Raw genomic sequence first — 19,519 nt, 5'->3', positions numbered from 1 at the left:
TGACGCTCTGATGCTTTTTGAGAATACATCACCATGGGTGAGATAACGGGTTGATGAAGCTGAAAACGCATAAGGCCATTTCCGCAGCGTTATTGTCAGGCATGTTGCTGGTGAGCGGTTGCCGTTTATTGCCGGACACCGCTTCCGTTGCGCCAGCGCAGAAGGGGTGTCAGAGCGGGGAGATGCAGGTACAGACCACGCTTTATTTTGGCCTGAATCGTCCGGCAGGCCCGGCAATTTCCGACGCCGAGTGGAAAGCGTTTCTGGACGATGAAGTGACGCCGCGTTTTAACGAAGGCCTGACGGTATTCGACGCTAAAGGACAATGGCTGGGGCGGAATGGACTTATTACCCGGGAAAACAGCAAAGCGCTGATGCTGATTCACGGCCCCGAGCGGGAACGTGATGTTGAAGCGCTGCGCGCCCTCTACACATCGCGTTTTGCTCAGGAATCGGTTATGCGCGTTGACGCACCGGTTTGCGTCGCATTCTGAATTCTCATCAGCCCCTGATTTCAGGGGCTGATTATTTTTTATTATCCCGCATCCTATCGCCGTCGCAAACGGTCATCCCATCAGCACCGAACCGCCATGGACGTCACGTCTACCGTATTTGAAGTGATAGGGGGCGTTCGGCTACGCGGAGCCTCGGTTTCGACCGTTTCTGGCGTATTGTTCGCGTCCATACGCTACACAACTCCGCAGAATACAAGACAAGATATGTCGGGCTCTGGTTTCTGACCGGCCAGTATCCCGAACCTCGTCTTTACGTTTGAATGTCATCGGGTGCCTGAACGGAATAAGCATCAGGCACCCTATTGACGTTAGTGCGCGCCACCGCCGCCACCGCCGGTGGTAAAGGGCGGTTTGGCGAACCAAACCAGCACCAGCAGCACCAGAAAGATGCCCGCGGCGGCCCAGAAAATTTCATTGGCGGAAATAATCAGGCCCTGCGCGGTAATCTGCTCGGCGATGTAAGCCGAAGCCTGTGTTTGGCTCATCTCCATCGCCTGTAATTGCTGATAGGTGTCCTGCGCTATCGGATTATACGGCGTGATCGACTCCGTCAGGTGGGCGTGGTGCAGAGACTCCCGCTGCGTCCAGAGCGTGGTGGTGATGGATGTCCCGATCGACCCCGCCAGCGTTCGGGTGAAGTTCGACAGGCTTGAGGCCGCCGCCAAACGTTCCGGCGTTAGCCCGGACAAGGTGATGGTGGTCAGCGGCATAAAGAAACAGGCAACGGCGAACCCCTGCATAAACTGCGGCCAGGCCGACGCGCCGAAGTCCATACCCGGTTCGAAGGTGTACGCACGCCAGTAAAAACAGACCGCGTACATGATAAAGCTGAAGGTCACCAGTTTGCGCATATCCAACTGGGGGGCGAATCGACCGATGATCGGCGACAGCACGACCGGCATCAGCCCGACCGGCGCTGACGCGAGCCCTGCCCAGGTGGCGGTATAGCCATACACCTCCTGCAACAGTTGCGGCAAGAGCACGATCGCCCCGAAGTAGAACATGTAGGCAAGGCTGATACACAAGCAGCCGATGGTGAAGTTGCGCGACTTAAACAGGGACAAATCCACTACCGGGTTATCGTCCGTCAGTTCCCAGACAATCAGAAATGCTATCGCTATCACCGCGACAACGGTGAGGGTGATGATTTCCGTCGAGTTGAACCAGTCGAGTTCTTTTCCCCGGTCGAGCATCATCTGGAGGCTACCGATGCCGACGATCAACAGCGCCAGTCCGATGGTATCGATAGGCTTGATTTCGGTCTTGGTTTCCCGTCCACGCAGCGTTTGCTGCGCGATAAATACCACGGCGATGCCGAGCGGGACGTTGATGAAGAATATCCAACTCCAGTGGTAATTGTCGCTAATCCAACCGCCCAGAATCGGGCCGCAGATCGGCGCGACGACGACGGTCATTGACCATAGCGCAAGGGCGATACTGCGTTTCGCCGGCGGGTAATTGCTTAACAGTAAACTCTGCGACAGCGGGATGAGCGGTCCGGCGACAACCCCCTGCAAGACGCGGGCGAAAATCAGCATTTCCAGACTGGTGGAGACGCCGCATAACCATGATGTCAGGGCGAACAGCGCCGTTGACCACAGGAACAGGCGGACTTCGCCAAAGCGTTTGGCCAGCCAGCCGGTGATGGGAATCGAGATCGCGTTAGCGACCCCGAACGAGGTGATGACCCACGTACCCTGCGAGTTGGACGCGCCCAGATTACCGGCGATGGTCGGAATAGCGACGTTGGCGATGGTGGAATCCAGTACCTGCATGAACGTCGCCAACGATAGCGCAACGGTCATCCAGGCCAGACTGGCGCCTTTAAGCGGTTCTCTTTGCACGTTTCTCTCCTGCTCGCTTAACCGGCGTTTGCCTGAATGATGGCGTGAATGTCTTGGTTAACGGGCGTGAGATCCAGCATTAGCGCATCGCTCTGATAGGCGGGCGAGGTGCGCGGCGTTTGCGCCAGCGCCTTGCCTTCCGTGTCGGCGGTATCGACATTCACCAGTGCCGACAGGCCGATGCGCAATGGATATTCGGCAACTTGTGCCGGGTCGAGCTCAATTCGCACGGGCAGGCGCTGCACGACTTTGATCCAGTTGCCGGTGGCGTTCTGGGCGGGCAGCAGAGAGAATGCGCTGCCGGTTCCCATATCAAGCCCGACCACTTTTCCCTGATACACCACATCATCACCGTAAATATCTGCGACTACGGTCGCCGGTTGGCCGATGCGCATGTTCGCGAGTTGCGTCTCTTTGAAGTTGGCGTCGACCCACAGGTGATTGGCGGGAACAACGGCCATCAGCGCCGACGTGGGGGAAATGCGGGCGCCAATCTGCACGCTACGGCGTGACACGTAGCCGTCAATCGGGCTGACGATTTTGGTACGTTGCAGCGCCAGCCAGGCGTCGCGCATTTCAGCAGACGCTTGCTGGATCGCCGGCTGCTGTTCGAGCGGCGTATCCAGAATCATCGCCTGATTCGCCTGATACTGCTGTCTGGCGACGTCCAGCGCGGCCTTGGCGGTGGCGACGGCATCGCGGGCATGCTGCACTTCTTCACGCCCGATTGCATTTACCGTTCCCAGCGCTTCGCGGCGATTCAAATCGCTTTGCGCCTTGTTCAGTTCGGCCTGACGCAATTCGATATTGGCCTGATACTGTTTGCTGTTGATGATTAGCTGATGGGTTTGGCGCACGCTGTTAGCCAGCGCGGTTTTCGCGCGTTCAAACGCCTGCTGAGCATCGGTAGGATCCAGTTCCACCAGCACCTGTCCCTGTTTAACAAAGTCGGTATTGTCGACATTCACATGTGTGACGCTGCCGGAGACCTGAGCCATGATCTGAATTTGGTTGCCTGCGACGTAGGCATCATCGGTACTTTGGTGGTGCCGGAGCACGAGGAACCAGTAAACCAGCCAGACACAACCCAGTACGACGAAAATCAACGTGAGTAGCGATAACACACGTTTACGTTGCCGCCTCTTGTTTTTGGGCGGCGTTTGCGATGTCTGATTTTCCACATTTTCACTCATGCTGTTCTCTCTTTTTATTCTCTTTGTACCGGCTACCGGATACAGACTGTACCGCCTGACGATAGTCGCAATGAATTTCTCTTGCTGTGTAGTCTGGGAGGCTCCAGAGCGTCCCACCCGACATAGGAAACCCGCGGGGCGCTATCTACACGCGACGGTTATGATCGTGAAAAAGCGATGCCTGTTTTTCGCAGAAAACCCTTTCCTGCCCGGAACCCAAATATCGTAGGCATTTCAGGTGAAAAGTGCGGTTTATGCTTTGTCGCCAGTTTTTTTGTTATGCGCCGCAGGGATCGTCCATTTCGTCCAGCCGGACCAGGAGTTTTCTCATCAAATTTTCGAGTTGTTTTTGCTCACCGGCTTCAAGGACGGAGCAAAGAATATGAAGGCTATGGTGTTGCGGCGGAAGCAATTGACCAATAAACGCCTTGCCCGCATCGGTCAGATGCAGGTGCAGACAGCGCCTGTCGCTGACGCTTTCGCGCCGCTCAATCCAGCCTCTTTTCTCCAGATCGTCGGCAATGCGCGTCGCGTTCGTGCGCGAAGAGCCCAGTGCCGCGCTAAGTTCAGAAGGCTGAATGCTGTAAGACTCTTGAGATTCCAGCGTCAGCAATGCCATGAACAGCGTTTCATTGATGCCTTGTTCTCTGAGGATTCTGTTTCTGTGCTCCAGAATTTTACCCTGTACGTGCATAAACAGGCGCAGCAATAACACTTCCTGACGCGGAAAGCCGGGTTTGCGTGACGCACGCAAATCGAGCATTTTTTCTATAGGTGTGAATGAACTGTCCATTTTTGTTTAGCCCTCATTAATCACGGCAAGTATAATAACTAATGTTACTAAATGGGTAAACGGCATTCGGCGGGAAATAGACTTATTTCTGTGAAAGAACGTCAGCGAAAATGAGTCTAAACACCGCATGATCGCCGTTTATACTATTTAAATCATCTGGTTATGTGTCATGTCGCGAGACGGATTCAGAGCAGTTTGAACGCAATGCCGTAACAAAATGCGCCCAGCAGCGTCGATAAAACGATACTACGGGTTTTATAAAAACAGGCGGTTAACGTCATAAACCCAACCAGAGTGGGCAGTAGCTTTTCATGATGCGCGAGAATATCCGGTACGCTGGAGACCACCAGCAATGTGCAGATGGATGCGATACCGATACTGTCAAGCAGCAGGGCTTTTTTGCCGCGTTGCAGAGAATCAGACGTTCGTGAGGCGCTCAGTCGCAACGGCAGGTAGCGGAAAAGGTAGTTCACCAGCCCGACAACCAGCCCGATAAGAATAACCTGTGTGCTCATGTATTCACCGGGGGTGTGGTTGAGGAAGGGACCAGCGAAGCCAGACAGCCGCTGACGATGCCCAGCAGGATGGCTGCCGGGATAGAGGAAAGCATCAAACCAAGCAGCGCGCCGGCGAGTGCGCAACTGACAACCAGGCTCTGTCTCCGCTTGAAGGAGGCGAGTAAAAAGCTCAGGAATAGCGCGGGCAGCATGAAAGACAGCGCCGCTTCAACGGCAGGATAGTCGTCCAATGGGCCGTTACCGAACACGGCGCCGATCACCGTGCCGAGCACCCATGATAGCCAGGCGCACAGGGATACGCCCATCATCCACGCTTCCGACCAGCGGCGGTTATCTTTCGCCAGCCGGGTGGCGGCCGCGGCAAAGACTTCATCCGTCAGGCCGAATGCCCACAGCGCGGTTTTCCGCGTCGGCAGCCGTTGTGCAATGCGATGCCGTAACGCCGGTCCATACAGCACGTGGCGGACATCCATCGCCATAACGGTCAACGCCGCCACCCAGATGGACATGCCTGCGCTGAGCAGCGCGGTGATGACGAACTGGCTGGCGCCGGCATAAATGATGCAAGAGAGAAAAACCCCTTCCAGCGGGGTAAAGCCGAGTTTGACGGCGTTCATGCCAAACGCGAAGGCCACGGGCATGTAGCCGATGACAATCGGCAGGCTGTCAAACACGCCCCCGCTAAAGGATGCAGAGGGGACGGTTATCGACGGTTCGGGTGAGGTTAGTGTTTTCACGGCGGCTGTCGGCACTTAGATAGAATTAACCGCTAACACTAGCAAAGCCTTAGCGGAATTTCACGTTATGCCGTATCTAAAGCGATGGCGCCGCCATCCCGTCCGACGTTTCGTGGTGGTGGTTTCGCCACCAGACCAACAGGTTTAACAGGCTGACAACCGTGCCTGCGGCACAGACGCCCAGCCAGCCCCCGTGCTGGTATGCGGCGGCTGAAAGGAGCGAACCCAGCGCGCCGCCAATGAAATAGCTGGTCATATAGCCCGCCGTCAGGCGATTACGCGCTTCGGGCATCATACGGTAGATCACGCTCTGGTTGGTGACGTGCACGCCCTGTACCGCCAGATCCAACACGATGATACCCACGAGCAGCGCCACTACGGAATGCGCGCCGAGCGCAATGACCCCCCACGACAGCAAAAGCAGAATAATGCCAATGCCGGTGGTCGGCTTGGCCTTGCCCTGATCGACCAGACGCCCAGCGCGCGATGCCGCTAATGCGCCCGCCGCACCAACCAGCCCGAACAGGCCGATAACGCCTTCGGAATAACCGTAGGGCGGTGAGGCCAGCAGGAATGCCATCGATGTCCACAGAATGCTGAAGTTGGCAAAGGACAGGCAGCCAAGGATGGCGCGCGTGCGCAGCAGCGGGGTCGTGGAAAACAGCCGGAAGATGGAGGTGAGCAACTGCGGATAGTTCAGCGTGTTCTGCTGTGGAATACGCGGCAGTGCGCGCCACAGAATCAGCGCCATGATGACCATCAATGTGCTGGCAACCCAGTACACGGTGCGCCAGTCGCCGAGCGAGGCCAGCGCGCCCGCGGCCGTTCGCGCCAGCAAAATCCCCAGCAGCAGGCCGCTCATAATGGTGCCGACGACCTTCCCGCGCGTTTCCGGCGTTGCCAGCGTGGCGGCGAGAGGCACCAGCAGCTGTGCGACAACGGAGAACAGTCCGGTGAGCGCGGTGCCGGCAAGCATCATCCAGAGCGTGGGGGCGGAAGCGGTCAGCAGCATTCCTCCCGCGGCGAGTAATGTCATGCTGACAATGAGCGTCCGTCGTTCAAACATGTCCCCCAGCGGCACTAAAAACAGCAGGCCGACGGCATAACCCAACTGTGCGGCGGTAACGATAAACCCCGCCTGATTGACGGAAAGCGCAAAGACTCTGGCGATGGTATCCAGCAGCGGCTGAGCATAATAGTTACTGGCGACGGCAAGACCAGTCGCGACAGACATAATCAGGGTCAACGACAGGCTGAGTCCCTGTTGCGACTGAGGCGGTACGGATTGATGCTGAAGAGACATAGTGTTTTAACGTTAATGTGATGTTAAAAAGAAACGATAGTATCCGGCAGCGCCGGATGAGATGCCAGAATATCTTTAACGTCTTAATGATAAAACGTCGTTTTTATGAGATTGGGGGGATTGCCAGTCGTGAACAATCGACGTTGCTGTCGGTGTACAACATCAATCAGGATAATGGAAATCTCATGCGAGCACGGAACTATCCGACCGGAAAAGGCGCGAACTGGGGCGAAATCGTTAAGCTGCTGTAATCACGTCTCGCCAATAAAAAACGCCCCTTTCATGGGAAAGGGGCGCTCGTCTACATAATTATTTCGCTGCGTCAGCGGCGGTTTTCACCCAGCCGTCAAACAGCTGCTGGTGGGCTTGGATCCAGCCATCAACGTGACGTTCGATATCCTGCTGTGACCCCTGACCTTCATGCATACGCAGGTTTTGCGCGTTCACGTCGGCAATCGGCAGCTTCATGATGGAGAACAGTTTCGCCGCCGCAGGGTTTTTCTCGGCCCACGCTTTATTGGCGGCAATCTTCATCGTATTCACCGGGAAGCCATAGTCGGCACCGTTAGGGAGCTTGGTGCTGACGCCTTTCATTTCTCCCGGTTGAGAAGAGAACGGCACCTGCAACCAGACCACGTCGCGTCCGGGCACCAGCACATCACTCACCCAGTAAGGTGTCCAGGTGTAGTACAGAATCGGTTTACCTTCTTTATAGCGGGTGATCGTGTCGGCGATCATCGCCGCATAATTGCCTTGATTATGCTCTACCGTGTTGGTTAAGCCATAGGCGGGAAGGTGGTGGTTGATGGCCGCTTCACATCCCCAACCCGGCGTACAGCCTGTCAGGTCGGCTTTACCGTCGCCGTTGGTATCAAACAGCTTGGCGATTTTCGGATCTTTGAGCTGAGCGATATTCGTGATGTTGTATTTTTCAGCCGTTTTTTTATCGATCAGGTAGCCCTGCGCCGCGCCGGAGACATATTCACCCTGACGGTAGAATTTCGCATCCCCGCCTGCGGCTTTATATTGGTCGGCGTGTAGCGGATCCCAGTTTACAGCAATAAATGTTGCATCGCCGGAAGCAATCGACGTGTAAGCGACGTTGTAGTCCACCTCGCGGATGGGCTGCACGTCATAGCCCAATTTTTCCAATGCGCGGCTGACTAATAATGTCTGGAACGTTTCCTCAGAGATGGTGCTTTGCACCGGAATAACGGAAATGCCTTTGCCGGGCTGGGCGGTGTCAGCGGCATAAACCTGCGTGCTCAACAGTGCGGTAGTCAGGGCGGCGGCCCAAAGTTTGGTGTTACGCATCATGATTCCCTCTGTTTTTATCGTGCGTTGATTCGCGCGTGTTACGGATAAAACGAATCGTGGATGGCATGTCGCCGCTTGTCTGATGTGCGTCAGACAAGCGGGACGAGCGTTACTGCTTAATGAAAGGACGGGTCAACAGACCAATTGGACCGCAGGTATACCAGCTTTTGTTGCCTTTGCTGCGGCGATCGCGTCCCAGAGACTGGGTGAGTCGGTCAAGAATGATGGCCAGAATGACAATCCCGACGCCGCCGACGGCAGCCAGCCCCATATCCAGACGGCCAATGCCGCGCAGCACCATCTGGCCCAAACCGCCAACGGCGATCATTGAGGCGATAACCACCATCGACAGCGCCAGCATCAGCGTCTGGTTAACACCGGCCATGATGGTCGGCATGGCCAACGGGAGCTGAACTTTAAACAGCATCTGGCGTGGGCTGGCGCCGAATGACTCTGCGGCTTCAATCAGATCGGCCGGTACCTGACGAATACCCAGGATCGTTAAGCGAATAATCGGCGGCAGGGCAAAGATAATGGTCACTACGACCCCCGGCACGTTGCCGATACCGAACAGCATGACGATGGGCACCAGATAAACGAACGCAGGCGTCGTCTGCATAGCATCTAACAGCGGCCTGATAAACTTCGCGGCCCGTTCGCTACGCGCCAGCCAGATCCCCATAGGGAGCCCGATGAGTACGCAGAAGAACAGCGCGGTCAGTACCAGCGCTAACGTGATCATGGCCTGCGACCAGGCGCCAATCGCGCCGATGGCGATCAGCGACAGCAGAGTCGCGATCCCCATGCCGAAGCTGGACATCTGCCACGCAAGCAGTGAAAACACCAGAATGGCAACGGGGGCGGGCATACCTAACAGAAACTGCTGGAAGCCGCTCAGAATAAAATCGACCGGGACACGAACGCCCTGAAAAACCGGTCTGAAATGCAACACTAGCCAGTCGATACCGTGCGTGACCCAGCTATCGAGCGGGATCAGCGTGTCTTTAAATGGATCGAGCAGGTTGAAGTGCTCGGGCGTCGCGGGGGCGGCGTTATTCAGCCAGTCACTGCCGGATTGCGCAGCCTGATGGGCGGCATCGGCGGAACCGTCAGCCGGCGTGCTGCTCCAGGCGTCGCCACCGTTAGCGGGCGCGCTGGTCGACCAGGGATCGCTCTGCGCAGCGCTGTCAGGTGCAGAAGCAGCCGGCGCGTGGTCAGCAGGGGCATTCTGCGAGCTGGTCGCCCACGGGTCGGTTTGCTGTGCGCTATGAGCCGGTTCCGGTGCTGCGTTCTGGTCGGCAGGCTGGTTTTGCGCTGCGGTGGTGTCCCACGGGTTAGATGTTGATTTACTCATTGGTCACTCCTTCCTTATCCAGTGCCTGTAGCAACATTCCTTTGGAAATGATGCCAATGTACTCGTTGTTTTCGCCGACGACAGGAACGGCGCAGGGAGCCTGTGCGACCTGTGAAATCAGCTCGTTGAGTGACATATCTGCGGGCACGGGAGCAGGATCGGACAGTAACGCCTGTTCCAGCGGCTGTTGTTCTTTCAGCGCCTGCTTCAGTGAATCAATAGACACCACGCCAATAAAGCGTTTTCCGCCTTCCAGCACGTAGCCGTAATCACGGTCTTCATCCTGAAGGATTTTCAGCGCGGAGCGTGGGCCGACGCCGGGGGTTTTACGAATTAAGGTGACAGGACGACGGCGGGCGATATCCTTGGCGCTGAATACGTGGCTGATGTCGACACCGCGGAAAAAGGTGCGTACATAATCGTTGGCCGGATTATTCAGGATCTCATCGGGTGTGCCGATCTGAATCACCTCACCGCCGTGCATGATGGCAATCCGGTCACCGATGCGCATCGCTTCATCCAGATCGTGCGAGATAAAGACAATCGTGCGTTGATGACGCGACTGAAGTTTGATCAACTCATCCTGCATTTCGGTGCGGATCAGCGGATCGAGCGCGGAGAAGGCTTCGTCCATCAGCAGGATATCCGGGTTATTCGCCAGCGCGCGGGCCAGACCTACACGCTGACGCATCCCGCCGGACAGTTCATCCGGGTAAGAGGCCGCGTAAGCTTCCAGACCAACCTGCTGCAAGGCGTCCAGCGCTTTTTGCTCGCGCTCCGCTTTCGGCACGCCAGCCAGCTCCATGCCGAATGCGGTATTGTTCAGGATGTTCAGGTGCGGCATCAGCGCAAAGGACTGAAACACCATACTGATTTTCTTGCGGCGCACGTCGCGCAGCGCGGTATCGGATATTTTGGAAATATCCTCGCCGTCAATCAGGACCTGACCCCGAGTGGGTTCTATCAGACGATTGAGAAGGCGTACCATGGTTGATTTGCCGGAACCGGATAATCCCATGATGACAAATATCTCGCCTTCTTCAATGGCCAGACTGGCATCTTTGACCCCAACAGTTAGCCCTGTTTTTTCAAATACCTGATCTTTGCTCAGGCCTTTATCAATCAGTTTAAATGCTCTGTCAGGATGCTCGCCAAATATCTTATAAAGATTCTTTACTTCAAGTTTAATTGCCATGAAATTATTGTTTTCCTGTGTCGTTTATAATTCTATAACATCGCCCTGATTATGGTTAAACATAATCTACCCTATCATACTCAGATTCTGAGACAACCCTTTGTGCCATTGTGGCGTTTCTCATCAGGCTTATATTGGCGATGACGGCAACACAATTATTGTTGCGTTATCTTCATGATTTATGAGAACTTTATGATTTTTGTCTTGAGGGATAATTCTTTTTATAACAGTATGTTATCTGTTGATTTTCCTTGATGGGATTTGTGCGGGATATAACCTTTTTTGATTGTGAATACATCGCAATTTATAGTGAATTTCTCTAATGAAATACTATGATAAATAAATCCAGGTTTTGGGATGACAGACACTCAAATAGACCGATTCAGGTACATATTTGCTTATGATATCTGTCGGTATTTTATACAATATAGCAAAGATATTACGGATAAAATTGCGGCGATAATCTTCACCATTGAATGAGAGTGTTCTGAATAATATATCTGTCATCTTCAGGGAAAATAAAGTGTGGCGTCAGTGCAGCGTTGATAAACGTACTCCACGCGTTATCGCGCATTTTTATTTTACCTGCGGTGCGTCACCGTGAGCCTTGCCGCGTCGGATGGGGAATAGGGGGAATTCCCCCCTTGTCATTCGCTCATCAGGCTAACGTGGGCGGCGACAATACGCCAGCCTTCGGGCATTCTTATCCAGGTTTGCATCTGGCGGCCAATCTTCGTGCTGCCAGTGCGGGTAAATTCCGTACTGGCGACGGCCATGTCATGACCGTAAGTAGTGATGACCGTATTGTGCAGGGTTCTGTCCAGACCGGCAGAGGGGCGAGCGAGGCGAAAGGCGCGGATTTCCTCGATGCTATACAGATTTTCGCCTGCGCCGTAGCGCACCGTTTTTTTATCGTGCAGGAACAACGCATCCAGCATCGCAATATCATTACCGGTTAACGCTTTTTCGTAACGATAGAACGCGGCGGTCACGTCGGCCAGCACATCCGGCTGGTTGATATCGTCAGGCAACATATTCTCTTTCCTCATAAGGTATAGGTGATGCCCTGTTGCTCCAGCGCCCACGCCGTCCGCAGGCAAAGATCCTCGCGCCACGGCGCGGCGATAATCTGTACGCCTATCGGCAGGCCGTTCGCCGTCGCCACCGGCACCGTCACAACCGGTAGCCCGACGAACGAGATCGGTTGCGTCAGCATGCCCATGCTGGCGCGCACGGGCAGATCGGTGTCATTAATGCGCATGGTTTCCTGCCCAATGAGCGTGGCGGAACACGGGGTGGCGGGAGCGATAAGTAGATCGGTGTGCGCAAACAACGCCAGTGTCTGTTGACGAAAATAGTGACGGAAGCGCTGAGCCTGCACATACCAGGCGGCAGGGATCATCGCCCCGGCCAGCAGCCGCTCGCGCGACAGCGGCTCGAAACGATCGGGTTGCGCGCGTAGGTCAGGTAAATACTGATTTCCCCCTTCGCTGGCCGACAAAATAAAGGCGGCGCTGCGTGCCAGTGCGGCGTCGGTGAGCGTCAGGCTATCCTGTGCGCCCAGCGCCAGAGCGATCCGGCGAACGGCGCTCCTGGCCTCTTCGCTGGCCCACGTGGAAAAATAGCCATCCAGTACCGCGTAGCGCAGTCCCGTGCTGCCGGCGTCCAACTGTTCGGCGGTATGCTGAGTTTCCCGGTTAGCCTGAAAACGATCGTGCTCATCGCGACCTTGTAAGGCGTCGAACACTAAAGCCAGATCGTCCGCGCTGCGCGCCAGCGGGCCGATATGGTCAAGGCTGGCGACAAACGGGTGGCTTCCGTGGCGTGATAAACGACCAAACGTCGGCTTCAGCCCGAAAATGCCGCATAGCGACGAGGGCACGCGGATTGAACCGTTGGTGTCGCTGCCCAGCGTGAAATTTACCAGCCCCGCTGCGACGGCGGCCGCCGACCCGCCAGACGAACCGCCGGCGATGCGCTGTGTGTCGAGTGGGTTACGCGTCGGGCCGTAATGGCTGTTTTCGGTGGTAAAGCCGTAGGCATAGGCATCCATATTCAACATACCGGACAGCAATGCGCCTTGGCTGGCAAGCTGACGGACCGCAAAGGCATCCTGCGCGGCGGGTGGACGCTGACTGAACAGCTCGGCGCCTGCCAGCGTGGTTTCGCCGCGAACATCAAACAGGTTCTTTACGGCGTAAGGCACGCCGGCCAGCGTGGGCAAGGGTTCCCCTCGTTGACGGCATGCATCGATGCGCTTCGCTTCCGCCAGCATGCGGGACCGGGTAACGCAGGTGTAGGCATTAAGGGTGGAATGAGTCTGCTCAACCGCTGCCAGCGCCTGCTGCGCCAGCTCGTTGGCAGAGAATGCGCCCGCCTGTAAACCTTGCTGAATCTGGCGGATCGATAACGATGAGGACGTGCTTCTGGCGGATACACTCATAACGTATACACCCCGGCAATGTCCTGATGCTCATCGAGAGGAAAAGCCATCAGCGGCTGCGCCATGGCGTGAATGCGGCTAAACTGCACCAGCAGCGCCTCACGCCGCGCCTGACTGAGTGGCATAGATAACAGCGTTTCCATCTGTTGCAGATACGCCGCCAGCGCGTCTTGTTCGATTATCGTCATTCTGTTTTCTCCCGGTTAAGTAAAAACTAGAAACCTGCCGCGCTGCCGTTGCTGCGTGGATCGAAGGCGCCTTCCAGCATGCCGTTGGTGTGGCGCACGATGGCGCCCGCGTGTCCAACCGTTTCGCTAAAGCGGCTCAAGAGTTCGACGTCGTGGCCCAGCTGACGCAGGGCATCGACGGTCGCGGGGGGGAAGCGATTTTCGAGCTTCAGCGTGTCGGAGGACTGTCCCCACGTGCGGCCCAGCAGCCAGCGCGGGGCGGTTATCGCCTGTTGCAGCGGCAACCCCTGCTGTACGTGACGGATAAAAATGGCCGCCTGCGTCTGCGGTTGTCCATCTCCGCCCATTGAACCGTAGACGATTGTCCGGCCATCGGACAAGCGTGCGGCGGCCGGGTTTAAGGTATGAAAAGGTTGTTTACCCGGCTCTAATGCTAGCAGATGCGCCGGATTGAGGCTGAACGAGGCGCCGCGGTTTTGCCAGAGCACGCCGGTCCCCGGCAGCACGACGCCGCTGCCAAACTCGTGGTAAATACTTTGAATGAAAGAGACGCACAGACCGCTGCTGTCGCCTACGCCCATCCAGACGGTATCGCCGGGACCTTTGCCTTCTCCCCACGGCGCGGCGTTGCCGGTATCGATTTTACGAGCCAGCGCGCCGAGCGCATCGCTTTCCAGCAGCGCCTGCACATCCTGCGTCATCAGTCTGGGATCGGTAATGAAACGATCGCGCAGGCCAAACGCCAGCTTGGTCGATTCGACAATGCGGTGGATGGTCTGGCTATCGTTCAAATCCGCCATTCCCAGACGATCGGTCAGGCCGAGAATGGCGAGCGACACCAGCCCCTGCGTCGGCGGCGCGAGGTTATAGATGTCGCCTTTACTGTGCTTCAGCACCAGCGGCGCTGTCCGTTTGGCACGGTAATTCGCCAGATCGTCGGCCGTCAGCGGCATGCCGAGCAGCGCCATCTGTGCCGCTAGCTCAGCCGCGATGGAACCGCGATAAAAGCTGTCCAGCCCTTCAAGGCTGAGTGTCGTCAGCGTCTTGGCTAAATCCGGCTGCGTGAAACGGCTACCCGCGCGCGGGACATTCCCCTGTGGCATAAAAAGCTGGCTAAAAGCCGGAAAATCACTCAGTTCGTGATAGCGCTGGGTGAGCGCATCTTCCTGCGATGGGGTGACGGGAATGCCGTCAGTCGCATAGCGAATCGCGTCAGATAACAGTCGGGCAAGCGGCAGCGGGGCGCTGCCCAGTTGTTGTGAAAATGTCAGCGCTTCCTGCCAGCCGCCTACCGTACCCGCGACCGTCAGCGCCGCTTTGGGGCCGCGGTGCGGAATACGGCTTTCGCCACGATAATACTCACGGCAGGCCAGCGACCCGGCGGCACCGCTGGCGTCAATGGCGACAGGTTCGCCGTGGGGCGGCACTATCAGCCAGAAACCGTCGCCGCCGATCCCGTTCATGTGCGGATACGCCACGGCGATGGTTGCCGCCGCCGCCACCATCGCCTCTATCGCGTTCCCGCCTTCACGCAGAATCGACAATGCGCTGGCGCTGGCTAAATGATGAGGGGTCACCGCCATGCCCTGCGGGGCGGTATTGCTTTGCATCATACCGGGGTTCCTTGTTCGGCTATTCATCACTCTGGCTATAAGCAAACGGCGTTCCAGTTTTTTAGGATGGGAGAAAGCCGGTATGCGGTGCCGGAAGGAGAGCTGTATCATCCTGACCATCCTGTGCTATGTTCTGCGACATGAAACAAACGTTACAACAAGCGCAACAGGTGAGAGACGTTGATGCAAATAGATGAACGATTACGGGATCGCTACGGCGAACTTTCCCCGCAGGAACAACGCGTCGCGGATTTCATCTTCGATCACTTTGACGATTTGATTAGCTACAACAGCGCTGAACTGGCGCGGTTGAGCGGCGTCTCTAAAGCGACGGTCAGCCGGTTATTCAAACGGCTGGGTTATCCTAGCTACCGTGACATGCGCGATGAACTCAGAACGTTGCGCCAGAGCGGGATGCCGCTGACGGATAATCGCGATGCCGTGCAGGGGAATACACTGCTGGCGCGGCATTACAAACAGGAAATGGCGAATCTGACGCAGTGGATAAACCACATCGATCCCGCTCGGTTTGGCGCGGTGATTCAGGCGCTAATGCAGGCGCGACGCCTGTGCCTTCTTGGGTTGCGCAATAGCTATCCGGTCGCGCTGCACCTGCGCCAACAGCTGCTTCAGATCCGCCAACAGGTCACACTGCTGGCACAACCGGGGCAGACCTTATCTGAAGAGTTGGTGGATATGACCGCGCAGGATGTGGTGATCGTGGTAGCCTTTCGCCGCCGTCCGCGTCTGATTCAGCCGCTGTTAATGCAACTGCAAAAACGCGGCGTGCCCGTGCTGCTGCTGTGTGAAGCGCAGGCCAGCGCGCTGATGTCACAGGCAACCTGGTCGCTGTGTGTGCCGCTGGACAGCGTATCGGCATTTGACAGCTACTCCTCCGCCATGAGTCTGGTGAACGTGATCAGCAACGCGCTGCTGCATGAAATGTTGCGCGACGGACGCCAGCGTATTCACCAGATCGCGGCTCTTTATGGAGAACTGGATGAGCTGGAACAACGTTAATGGGGCGTCGGGATGGTGCTATTGCACTTTAATGGTGCGAATCAATTGGTGTTCTTATCTGTCATATGGGGTGTTTCGGGCGTGATAGCGCCGGATTATTTTTGTGACGCAGCGCCACGCCCGACATAGGGCAGCTCAAACGCCGCTTGCCCTATGAACCCAGGCTTTTTGCGAGGAATGACGCCGCTTCGCGGTACCTTCGGTGTTCATGCCCGCAATACGGACCGCCAGCGACGCGCTCCCGACGCGGCGCTGACTTTCGCGGCGTCCATGCCGCTCATCCGGCGTTCATGCTCACCTCAGCGTAATTCTTGACGCGAATAAAGCATAAAACCACAAGGTTAACTCCTGAGTATCACGCACGACATTTTTCACCGATATTACATACCCCTATCTATATCCATAGCTATCCCGTGATTTAGAAAAATTCTCTGACCTTCTACGCTGCTCCTCATCGCTAAGAGTACTCATGTAATCTGGCACACTCCTTGCTTGGCGTCTGTAACGATAGTTTCAATATTTTTTTGAAGAATCTTTCGTTTCAATTACACTAACCGGGGGCAGAGACGATGTTGATCAATAAACTGGGCATCAAAAAAGGGTTATTGGCGGTGATGGGCGCGGCCATGTTGCTGGCTCAGGCCGGTAGCGCGATGGCGGATCAGTTGCAGGATATCGAGAAGCGCGGCGTACTGCGCGTCGCGGTGCCGCAGGATTTCCCGCCGTTTGGATCGGTCGGCACGGATCTGCAACCGCAGGGGTATGACATCGATATCGCGCGCTATCTGGCGCAAGAGATGAAACTAAAGTTGCAACTGGTGGCGGTCACCAGCGCCAACCGCGTGCCGTATCTGCAAACCAATAAGGTCGATCTGGTGATCTCCAGTCTGGGGAAAAATGCCGAACGCGAAAAAGTGATCGATTTCAGCCGTGCTTACGCGCCGTTCTTTCTCGGCGTCTTTGGGCCGAAAGACAGCGAACTGACCGCGTCAGACGCGCTGGCAGGTAAGAGCATCGGCGTGACGCGCGGCGCAGTGGAAGACATGGTGCTGACGGATATCGCGCCGAAGGCCGCACAGATTAAGCGCTACGAAGATAACAACACCACGCTGTCGGCTTACCTGTCCGGGCAGGTGGAGTATGTCGCCACCGGTAATCTGGTTGTTGCCGCCATCGCCGCGCAGAACCCGACTAAGGCACCCGTAGCGAAATTTATGCTGAAAGATTCGCCGTGCTACATCGGGCTGAAGAAAGATGAGCCGGCGCTGAAAGCGAAAGTGGATGCATTGATCGAACAGGCGCTGAAAGACAATACGCTCAATAGCCTGTCGGAAAAATGGCTGAAAGCGCCCCTGCCAGACAGCATCAAAGCCTAGCGGGAGCGCACCATGACCTATCAGCTTAATTTCTCCGCGCTGTTGCCGTTCTGGCCTGAACTGCTGGCGGGATTGTGGGTCACCATTGAGCTGACGGTAATGGCAACCCTCGGCGGCATTGCCATCGGCATCTGCGGCGCGGCCTTGCGCAGCGGCAAGCCCACGTTGCTGAGTCGGGTGTGGGGCGTCTACGTCGAGCTGATCCGCAATACGCCGTTTGTGGTTCAGCTGTTTTTTATCGTCTTCGGCCTGCCGAGTCTGGGGTGGAAACTGACGGCGGGGCAAGCGGCGCTGCTGGCGATGCTGATTAACCTTGGCGCCTATAGCACCGAGATTATCCGCGCGGGGATTCAGGTGACGCCGAAAGGCCAGTGGGAGGCCGCCCGCATGCTGGGGCTGACGCGCGTACAGACTTTTCTGCGCGTGATTCTGCCGCCTGCGCTCCAGCGGATTTATCCGGCGTTGGTCAGCCAGTGCATTATCGTCATGTTGGGATCGTCGGTGGTGTCGCAGGTGTCCTATGAGGAACTCACCTTTGCCGCCAATCTGATTCAGTCCCGCACGTTTCTGAGTTTTGAAGTGTATCTGGCGACCACGCTGTGTTATCTGGCGCTGTCTGTCCTGATGCGACAACTCTTACTGCTGGCGGGGCGGCGTTTTTTGGGGGATCCGTCATGATGACATTTACCGACTGGGATATTGTGCGCAACCTGCTGCTGGCGGCACGCTGGACGCTGCTGCTGTCTCTGACCGCCTTTATCGGCGGCGCGCTGGTGACCTTTCCGCTGATGCTGCTGCGGCTGAGCAAACGGAAATGGGCGACGCGCGTTGTCCGTCTGTATTCCGAGCTGTTTCAGGGCACGCCATTGCTGATGCAGCTGTTTCTCGCGTTTTTCGGGCTGGCGCTGTTCGGTATCGATGTCAGCCCGTGGACGGCGGCGGCGCTGGCGCTGACGCTTTTTACCAGCGCCTTTCTGGTGGATATCTGGTGCGGCAGCGTAGATGCCTTGCCGAAGGGACAGTGGGAAGCTTCGCGCTGTCTCGGGCTGAATTTCGGCCAGACGCTCTATCGGGTGATTGCGCCGCAGGCGATGCGCATCGCCATCGCGCCCACGGTGGGGTTTTCCGTGCAGGTAATTAAAGGCACCGCGCTGGCGTCGATTATCGGATTTGTCGAGCTGACTAAAGCCGGAACCATGTTGAACAACGTGACCTATCAGCCGTTTAAAGTGTTCGGACTGGTGGCGCTGGGCTACTTCCTGATGTGCTATCCGCTCTCTTACTACAGCCGCTATCTGGAGAAGAAATTTAATGCCGCTCATCACCATTAATCAGGTTCACAAGTATTACGGTCAGAACCACGTCCTGAAAGGGGTGGATCTGGATATTGAAATGGGCGAGGTCATTTCGATCATCGGGCGCAGCGGCTCCGGTAAGAGCACGCTGCTGCGCTGCATGAATGGTCTGGAAGGCTATCAGGACGGCAGCATCAAGCTGGGCGGGATGACCGTCACCGACAGGGATTCGCAGGCGCGGGAAATCAGCCGTTCGGTCGGGATGGTGTTCCAGAACTTCAATCTGTTTCCGCACATGACGGCGCTGGAAAACGTGATGCTGGCGCCGCGCCGCGTGCTGGGGAAAAGCGCGGCGGAATGTCGCGAACTGGGTGAACAGATGCTCAGCAAAGTCGGGCTGAGGGAACGCCTTCATTACTCTCCCGCCAATCTGTCGGGCGGCCAACAGCAACGCGTCGCGATTGCCCGCGCGCTGGCAATGAACCCGAAAGTTTTATTGTGTGACGAAATCACCTCGGCGCTCGATCCTGAGTTGGTCGGCGAAGTGCTGAAAGTGCTGGAACAGCTTGCCGCAGAAGGCATGACGCTGATTCTGGTGACCCATGAAATGAATTTTGCCCGTGAAGTGGGCGACCGCGTGGTGTTTATGCACCAGGGCACGGTCTGGGAGCAGGGCGACAGCAAAACGCTGTTCGCTAACCCGCAGACGCCGGAGTTAAAACAGTTTATCGCCTCCGTTCGAGGCCTATCGGAAGCGTAATGCCGCTCTTTGTTTTGCGTTAATCACGCGCGGAAAGATGCAAAGAACGCCATTC

The 19,519-nt window shown here is 56.5% G+C and carries 19 protein-coding genes and 1 pseudogene; 7 read left to right on the top strand and 13 right to left on the bottom strand.

The annotated features are described in order from the left end of the window. Positions 1-53: 53 nt before the first annotated feature. Positions 54-494: a DUF3574 domain-containing protein gene (locus EDC54_RS16545; protein ID WP_132458883.1), complete on the top strand. Its 441-nt coding sequence runs from the start codon at positions 54-56 to the stop codon at positions 492-494. Between the two features lie 329 nt (positions 495-823). Here the strand turns inward: EDC54_RS16545 and emrB are convergent, their stop codons facing one another. The 6 genes from emrB to EDC54_RS16510 form a co-directional block, all read right to left on the bottom strand. After that, entirely contained in the window at positions 824-2,359 is a 1,536-nt protein-coding gene (emrB, locus tag EDC54_RS16535; RefSeq protein WP_132458880.1) for a multidrug efflux MFS transporter permease subunit EmrB, read from the bottom strand. Positions 2,360-2,376: 17 nt separating this feature from the next. Then, complete coding sequence (gene emrA, locus EDC54_RS16530) at positions 2,377-3,552, bottom strand: multidrug efflux MFS transporter periplasmic adaptor subunit EmrA (protein ID WP_132458877.1); 1,176 nt, start codon at positions 3,550-3,552, stop codon at positions 2,377-2,379. 277 nt (positions 3,553-3,829) lie between these two features. Beyond that, on the bottom strand, positions 3,830-4,345 hold the full coding sequence (gene mprA / locus EDC54_RS16525; RefSeq protein ID WP_132458874.1) for a transcriptional repressor MprA: 516 nt from the start codon (positions 4,343-4,345) through the stop codon (positions 3,830-3,832). A gap of 185 nt (positions 4,346-4,530) precedes the next feature. Next, positions 4,531-4,860 (bottom strand): L-valine transporter subunit YgaH, encoded by a 330-nt coding sequence (ygaH, locus tag EDC54_RS16520; protein ID WP_132458871.1) that lies wholly within the window; start codon positions 4,858-4,860, stop codon positions 4,531-4,533. After that, positions 4,857-5,600 carry an AzlC family ABC transporter permease gene (locus EDC54_RS16515; protein WP_132458868.1) on the bottom strand — a complete coding sequence of 248 codons (744 nt, stop codon included), beginning with the start codon at positions 5,598-5,600 and terminating at the stop codon, positions 4,857-4,859. The genes ygaH and EDC54_RS16515 overlap by 4 nt, the downstream gene beginning before the upstream one ends. A 76-nt stretch (positions 5,601-5,676) precedes the next feature. Further along, the gene (locus EDC54_RS16510) at positions 5,677-6,903 is read right to left on the bottom strand and encodes an MFS transporter (RefSeq protein WP_132458865.1); all 1,227 of its coding nucleotides are present in this window, start codon (positions 6,901-6,903) and stop codon (positions 5,677-5,679) included. A gap of 119 nt (positions 6,904-7,022) precedes the next feature. Here EDC54_RS16510 and EDC54_RS16505 point away from each other — a divergent pair. Then, positions 7,023-7,154: pseudogene (locus EDC54_RS16505) on the top strand (lactonase family protein); the annotation flags it as partial. Positions 7,155-7,212: 58 nt separating this feature from the next. On the opposite strand, the gene proX reads toward EDC54_RS16505, so the two are convergent. The 7 genes from proX to EDC54_RS16470 all read right to left on the bottom strand — a co-directional run bounded on the left by proX (position 7,213) and on the right by EDC54_RS16470 (position 15,013). Beyond that, a complete protein-coding gene (gene proX / locus EDC54_RS16500) occupies positions 7,213-8,217 on the bottom strand; it encodes a glycine betaine/L-proline ABC transporter substrate-binding protein ProX (protein ID WP_132458913.1) in 1,005 nt (334 codons plus the stop codon). Between the two features lie 112 nt (positions 8,218-8,329). After that, positions 8,330-9,574: a glycine betaine/L-proline ABC transporter permease ProW gene (gene proW, locus EDC54_RS16495; RefSeq protein ID WP_132458862.1), complete on the bottom strand. Its 1,245-nt coding sequence runs from the start codon at positions 9,572-9,574 to the stop codon at positions 8,330-8,332. Further along, positions 9,567-10,769, bottom strand: coding sequence for a glycine betaine/L-proline ABC transporter ATP-binding protein ProV (proV, locus tag EDC54_RS16490; RefSeq protein WP_132458859.1), 1,203 nt, complete (start codon positions 10,767-10,769; stop codon positions 9,567-9,569). Before proV ends, proW begins: the two co-directional genes overlap by 8 nt. 647 nt (positions 10,770-11,416) lie before the next feature. Continuing rightward, a complete protein-coding gene (gene hpxZ / locus EDC54_RS16485) occupies positions 11,417-11,803 on the bottom strand; it encodes an oxalurate catabolism protein HpxZ (protein ID WP_132458856.1) in 387 nt (128 codons plus the stop codon). Between the two features lie 11 nt (positions 11,804-11,814). Then, a complete protein-coding gene (locus tag EDC54_RS16480; protein WP_132458853.1) occupies positions 11,815-13,212 on the bottom strand; it encodes an AtzE family amidohydrolase in 1,398 nt (465 codons plus the stop codon). Continuing rightward, the gene (gene hpxX, locus EDC54_RS16475) at positions 13,209-13,400 is read right to left on the bottom strand and encodes an oxalurate catabolism protein HpxX (RefSeq protein ID WP_132458850.1); all 192 of its coding nucleotides are present in this window, start codon (positions 13,398-13,400) and stop codon (positions 13,209-13,211) included. Before hpxX ends, EDC54_RS16480 begins: the two co-directional genes overlap by 4 nt. A gap of 26 nt (positions 13,401-13,426) precedes the next feature. After that, positions 13,427-15,013, bottom strand: a complete 1,587-nt coding sequence (locus EDC54_RS16470) for a gamma-glutamyltransferase family protein (protein WP_132458847.1) — start codon at positions 15,011-15,013, stop codon at positions 13,427-13,429. Between the two features lie 180 nt (positions 15,014-15,193). Here EDC54_RS16470 and EDC54_RS16465 point away from each other — a divergent pair, with 180 nt between their 5' ends. The 5 genes from EDC54_RS16465 (at position 15,194) to EDC54_RS16445 (ending at position 19,464) form a co-directional block, all read left to right on the top strand. Further along, entirely contained in the window at positions 15,194-16,033 is an 840-nt protein-coding gene (locus tag EDC54_RS16465) for a MurR/RpiR family transcriptional regulator (RefSeq protein WP_132458844.1), read from the top strand. A gap of 590 nt (positions 16,034-16,623) precedes the next feature. Next, positions 16,624-17,409, top strand: a complete 786-nt coding sequence (locus tag EDC54_RS16460; protein ID WP_132458910.1) for a transporter substrate-binding domain-containing protein — start codon at positions 16,624-16,626, stop codon at positions 17,407-17,409. Positions 17,410-17,421: 12 nt separating this feature from the next. Then, complete coding sequence (locus EDC54_RS16455) at positions 17,422-18,087, top strand: amino acid ABC transporter permease (protein ID WP_132458841.1); 666 nt, start codon at positions 17,422-17,424, stop codon at positions 18,085-18,087. Continuing rightward, positions 18,087-18,740: an amino acid ABC transporter permease gene (locus tag EDC54_RS16450; protein ID WP_132458907.1), complete on the top strand. Its 654-nt coding sequence runs from the start codon at positions 18,087-18,089 to the stop codon at positions 18,738-18,740. Before EDC54_RS16455 ends, EDC54_RS16450 begins: the two co-directional genes overlap by 1 nt. Next, on the top strand, positions 18,721-19,464 hold the full coding sequence (locus tag EDC54_RS16445) for an amino acid ABC transporter ATP-binding protein (protein ID WP_132458838.1): 744 nt from the start codon (positions 18,721-18,723) through the stop codon (positions 19,462-19,464). Before EDC54_RS16450 ends, EDC54_RS16445 begins: the two co-directional genes overlap by 20 nt. Positions 19,465-19,519: the final 55 nt, after the last annotated feature.

Source organism: Samsonia erythrinae (assembly GCF_004342665.1).
In the GTDB taxonomy this organism is placed as follows: Bacteria; Pseudomonadota; Gammaproteobacteria; order Enterobacterales; family Enterobacteriaceae; genus Samsonia; species Samsonia erythrinae.
Note: the sequence above shows the minus strand (reverse complement) of the source record. Positions and strands in the feature narration are given on the sequence as shown.

Bases quoted from the DNA above. Each gene is read 5' to 3' on its own strand.
- hpxX (WP_132458850.1), bottom strand. From the start codon at position 13,400: ATGACGATAATCGAACAAGACGCGCTGGCGGCGTATCTGCAACAGATG.
- EDC54_RS16450 (WP_132458907.1), top strand. From the start codon at position 18,087: ATGACATTTACCGACTGGGATATTGTGCGCAACCTGCTGCTGGCGGCA.
- EDC54_RS16470 (WP_132458847.1), bottom strand. From the start codon at position 15,013: ATGATGCAAAGCAATACCGCCCCGCAGGGCATGGCGGTGACCCCTCAT.
- ygaH (WP_132458871.1), bottom strand. From the start codon at position 4,860: ATGAGCACACAGGTTATTCTTATCGGGCTGGTTGTCGGGCTGGTGAAC.
- hpxZ (WP_132458856.1), bottom strand. From the start codon at position 11,803: ATGTTGCCTGACGATATCAACCAGCCGGATGTGCTGGCCGACGTGACC.
- proV (WP_132458859.1), bottom strand. From the start codon at position 10,769: ATGGCAATTAAACTTGAAGTAAAGAATCTTTATAAGATATTTGGCGAG.
- EDC54_RS16455 (WP_132458841.1), top strand. From the start codon at position 17,422: ATGACCTATCAGCTTAATTTCTCCGCGCTGTTGCCGTTCTGGCCTGAA.
- EDC54_RS16545 (WP_132458883.1), top strand. From the start codon at position 54: ATGAAGCTGAAAACGCATAAGGCCATTTCCGCAGCGTTATTGTCAGGC.
- EDC54_RS16510 (WP_132458865.1), bottom strand. From the start codon at position 6,903: ATGTCTCTTCAGCATCAATCCGTACCGCCTCAGTCGCAACAGGGACTC.
- proX (WP_132458913.1), bottom strand. From the start codon at position 8,217: ATGCGTAACACCAAACTTTGGGCCGCCGCCCTGACTACCGCACTGTTG.
- mprA (WP_132458874.1), bottom strand. From the start codon at position 4,345: ATGGACAGTTCATTCACACCTATAGAAAAAATGCTCGATTTGCGTGCG.
- proW (WP_132458862.1), bottom strand. From the start codon at position 9,574: ATGAGTAAATCAACATCTAACCCGTGGGACACCACCGCAGCGCAAAAC.
- EDC54_RS16445 (WP_132458838.1), top strand. From the start codon at position 18,721: ATGCCGCTCATCACCATTAATCAGGTTCACAAGTATTACGGTCAGAAC.
- emrA (WP_132458877.1), bottom strand. From the start codon at position 3,552: ATGAGTGAAAATGTGGAAAATCAGACATCGCAAACGCCGCCCAAAAAC.
- EDC54_RS16480 (WP_132458853.1), bottom strand. From the start codon at position 13,212: ATGAGTGTATCCGCCAGAAGCACGTCCTCATCGTTATCGATCCGCCAG.